The organism is Pseudomonas cyclaminis, from assembly GCF_015163715.1.
GTDB classification, from domain to species: domain Bacteria; phylum Pseudomonadota; class Gammaproteobacteria; order Pseudomonadales; family Pseudomonadaceae; genus Aquipseudomonas; species Aquipseudomonas cyclaminis.
This window is the reverse complement of sequence record NZ_JADDUM010000080.1, coordinates 1-2,772: the sequence shown is the minus strand read 5'-3', so window position 1 is coordinate 2,772 and position 2,772 is coordinate 1. Positions and strand designations below refer to the sequence as shown.

The window sequence follows — 2,772 nt, the reverse complement described above, 5'->3', positions numbered from 1 at the left end:
GTAAGCGGCCAGCGAACACACCTTCAGAAATCCTGAATTAAGGGCGATGGTGTCCGCCTATTTTTAAGCGGACGCGATCACCCTTATCGCCAGGATTCTCATGCGCCAACGAAGCTCTTACCCCAAACCCTTCAAGGCCCAGGTCGTGCAGGAATGCCTGCAACCAGGCGCCACGGTGTCCAGCGTCGCCATCAGCCATGGCATCAACGCCAACGTCATCCGCAAGTGGCTGCCGATTTACCGGGACAAACCCGTCGCTCCACTTCCCGCGTTCGTACCGCTGCAACCGATACCTAAAAGGCACGCTGATGAAGCGGTGGTTATCGCACTGCCGCTGGGCGACAAATCCATCACGGTCAAATGGCCCATCTCCGACCCGGACGGCTGCGCACACTTTATCCGGAGCCTATCGCAATGATCCGCATCGACGCCATCTGGCTCGCCACGGAGCCCATGGACATGCGTGCCGGCACCGACACGGCGCTGGCCCGCGTGGTCGCAGTATTCGGTGCGGCGAAGCCGCACTGCGCTTATCTGTTCGCCAATCGCCGTGCCAACCGGATGAAGGTGCTGGTGCATGATGGCGTGGGCATCTGGCTTGCCGCACGGCGGTTGAACCAAGGGAAATTCCATTGGCTTGGCACTCATCGCGGCCTGGAAGTCGAACTCGACGCTGAACAACTTCAAGCGTTGGTGCTCGGTTTGCCATGGCAGCGGGTTGGCGCTAACGGCGCAATCACATTGATTTAGCCTTGTTTTTGCGCTGTGGCAGGTGGATCGCTTTGGTAAAATCCACTGCATGACTTCCTCGCCCAATCTCGACCAGATGACACCTGAACAACTGCGCGCACTCGCTGCGCAGTTGCTGTCGAAGGTCGACACCATGGGCCGAAAGAGCCATCGTGATGAGACGATCATCGAGCAGCTCTCTCACGAAATAGCCATCCTCAAGCGCCATAAGTTTGCCAAGCGCAGCGAGCAAATCAGCCCGGCGCAAGGCAGCTTGCTGGATGACCTGCTCAACACCGACCTTGAGGCCATCGAGGCAGAACTGAATGCGCTTCGTCCTACCCCGACGTCGGACGAAACCCGCCAAAAGCCCAAGCGCGCGCCGCTGCCGCCGCAGTTCCCACGTACCGTCATTAGTCACGAGCCAGAGAACACCCAGTGCGTTTGCGGGTGCCAGCTTCAGCGCATCGGCGAAGACGTCAGCGAGAAGCTGGATTACACACCGGGCGTGTTTACCGTTGAGCAGCATGTACGTGGGAAGTGGGCCTGCCGCCAGTGCGAAACACTGATCCAGGCGCCGGTACCGGCCCAAGTGATCGACAAGGGCATCCCAACTGCCGGGCTGTTGGCCCACGTGATGGTGGCCAAGTTTGCCGACCATCTTCCGCTGTACCGACAGGAAAAGATCTTTGGCCGTGTAGGCCTTGCGATCCCGCGCTCAACACTGGCTCAGTGGGTGGGCCAAACTGGCGTGCAACTCCAGCCGTTGGTGGATGCCCTGCGCGAGGCGGTGCTGGCTCAGCGAGTCGTGCATGCCGATGAAACCCCGGTGCAGATGCTAACGCCTGGCGAGAAGAAAACGCACCGAGCTTATGTCTGGGCTTATTGCACGACGCCGTTCTCGGCACTGAAGGCCGTGGTCTACGACTTCAGCCCCAGCCGTGCTGGGGAACATGCACGTAACTTCCTTGGCACGTGGAACGGCAAGCTGGTCTGCGATGACTTCGCGGGTTACAAGGCCAGCTTTGAACTGGGCATCACCGAAATCGGCTGCATGGCGCACGCTCGCCGTAAGTTCTTCGACCTGCATGTGGCGAACAAGAGCCAACTGGCCGAACAGGCACTGCACTCAATTGGCGGCCTGTACGAGATCGAGCGGCAAGCCAAAGAAATGAGCGATAAAGACCGCAGGCGATTACGTCAGGAAATAGCGGTTCCCATCGCAGGAAAGTTGCATGAGTGGATGCTGGCTCAGCGCGAGCTTGTGCCAGAAGGCTCGGCTACGGCCAAGGCTTTGGACTACAGCTTGAAACGCTGGGTAGCGCTGACGCGCTACTTGGATGATGGTGCTGTGCCCATCGACAATAATCCGGTGGAGAACACGATCAGGCCATGGGCGCTTGGGCGTTCCAATTGGTTGTTCGCTGGGTCTCTTCGTAGCGGTAAACGAGCGGCAGCGATCATGAGTTTGATCCAGTCGGCACGCATGAATGGACATGATCCGTATGCATATCTTAAGGATGTGCTGACGCGGCTGCCGAGGCAGAAGGCCAGTGAGATTGGGCATCTACTGCCGCATCAGTGGATGCCGGGCTGACCTGCGCAAGGTGACTCGGCTGAGCACTTATTCTAATTTTAGGAGAAAACCATCAAGGCTTTATCAATTGTACGGCCCAGTGGCGGCCGAATCGCTTCTGGCGAGAAAACCCTCGAAGTTCGTCGTTGGCATCCAGAATTAGATCCTTCCGAGGATCTCCTGATTGTCGAAAACGGCCGATTTCTCCATACCGATAGGGACGAAGACGATGACGGTATTGCCGTCGCAATTGTGCGCGTGAAAGCCGTGCGCCCCTTCATCCTCGCTGACATGCAAGCAGCTTGTGCAAGCTATTTTGAAGATGGCTGGCTCGCATGGGAGTTGAGTGACGTAAGGCCAGTCACACGCCCTGTGAGCATCCGTGCGTCCCGGGGTATTTACGAGGTAGATTTCAGCTTCTAGACGGACGCTGAACATTGAGCAAGATGTGTTGGGCAGACGCTTAC

4 protein-coding genes are annotated in these 2,772 nt (G+C 58.0%); all 4 read left to right on the top strand.

The window, feature by feature from the left end; all coding sequences use genetic code 11:
• Positions 1 to 100: 100 nt before the first annotated feature.
• The 4 genes from tnpA to IQK56_RS11835 are packed head-to-tail and all read left to right on the top strand — an operon-like array spanning position 101 to position 2,728.
• Positions 101 to 418: an IS66-like element accessory protein TnpA gene (tnpA, locus tag IQK56_RS11850; protein WP_057452779.1), complete on the top strand. Its 318-nt coding sequence runs from the start codon at positions 101 to 103 to the stop codon at positions 416 to 418.
• The gene (gene tnpB / locus IQK56_RS31130; RefSeq protein WP_060550544.1) at positions 415 to 750 is read left to right on the top strand and encodes an IS66 family insertion sequence element accessory protein TnpB; all 336 of its coding nucleotides are present in this window, start codon (positions 415 to 417) and stop codon (positions 748 to 750) included. Before tnpA ends, tnpB begins: the two co-directional genes overlap by 4 nt.
• Positions 751 to 799: 49 nt before the next feature.
• Complete coding sequence (gene tnpC, locus IQK56_RS11840; RefSeq protein WP_150762173.1) at positions 800 to 2,326, top strand: IS66 family transposase; 1,527 nt, start codon at positions 800 to 802, stop codon at positions 2,324 to 2,326.
• 51 nt (positions 2,327 to 2,377) lie between these two features.
• The gene (locus IQK56_RS11835) at positions 2,378 to 2,728 is read left to right on the top strand and encodes an ASCH domain-containing protein (RefSeq protein ID WP_150762174.1); all 351 of its coding nucleotides are present in this window, start codon (positions 2,378 to 2,380) and stop codon (positions 2,726 to 2,728) included.
• Positions 2,729 to 2,772 lie beyond the last annotated feature (44 nt).

Bases quoted from the DNA above. Each gene is read 5' to 3' on its own strand.
- tnpB (WP_060550544.1), top strand. From the start codon at position 415: ATGATCCGCATCGACGCCATCTGGCTCGCCACGGAGCCCATGGACATG.
- tnpA (WP_057452779.1), top strand. From the start codon at position 101: ATGCGCCAACGAAGCTCTTACCCCAAACCCTTCAAGGCCCAGGTCGTG.
- tnpC (WP_150762173.1), top strand. From the start codon at position 800: ATGACTTCCTCGCCCAATCTCGACCAGATGACACCTGAACAACTGCGC.